Genomic DNA, 872 nt, shown 5'->3' on the forward strand with positions numbered 1-872 from the left:
TGGGGACCGGTTTTTCTCCACGGTCGGCCACACCCCCCGCGATTTCCAGTATGACCGCATATGCCGCAAGCTCTGTTGAACCGTCTCCCGTATCGAGAGGTGGTCCGCACTCCCGTAGCCGTGTGGCGAAAAATACTCGCCGTGAAGCGCCGCCAAATGAACCCCGTTCCAGTCAACGCCAACGATATCGGCTGGCTCCTCCCCAGTGACCCGTGGTTGGGTTAGTTCCTCGATCACTGGATACTGCTTCGTGGGACTTGCCCCCAGCAGATGCACGCGCCGCCCCCGCCAGTCCACAATATCCGTGTACTCGTCGGCGGTCTGGTCGGAGTAGCCCATCGGATAGCCCAAGATGATGTCGTCGTCGATCACGTCGATTGCGTCGCGGCACTTCGGGACGATGATAGCCTCTGTCTCCGGAAACTTCCGTTTCAGCTCCCGTGCGGCTTGGTTGTACCGGCGCGCCTCCTGCTGGTCGTATGCGTCGCCAAGCATCCCGACCGACGGCTCGTACTGCTCGAAGCGTTCGATGTACCGGTCCAAGTCTGGATTCCGGAAGTCGTTGTCTAGAATCTCAATCGGGACGTCGACGTTCCGCAGTTTGGACTGATACGAGTAATCCTCGCGAACGCCGACGGCGAATCCAAGCCGGTAAGCATCGATTACGAACGGTTCCCGGTGAAGGAACCCAATGTACTCAGCCTGCTGTGCATCGCCGACAGCCGCCGCTGACCAAGAGTGTCGAGCCTCAGAAGACATGGAAAACACCGAGCGCGCCCACCGGCGCGCCCAGCTGGCAGGCGCGGCACAAAACGACCCCGCGGCTTAAATACGGAGACGGTCGGAAGTGTCGAGCAGAATGAAGGAAGGTG

1 protein-coding gene is annotated in these 872 nt (G+C 60.2%); it reads right to left on the reverse strand.

What is annotated here, in order from left to right:
- The coding region (locus ACYJ11_RS21370) for a DUF6610 family protein (protein ID WP_461649396.1) at nucleotides 1-759 on the reverse strand (759 nt) is incomplete at its 3' end.
- Between the last annotated feature and the right edge of the window lie 113 nt (nucleotides 760-872).

The organism is Haloarcula sp. H-GB5, from assembly GCF_054850705.1.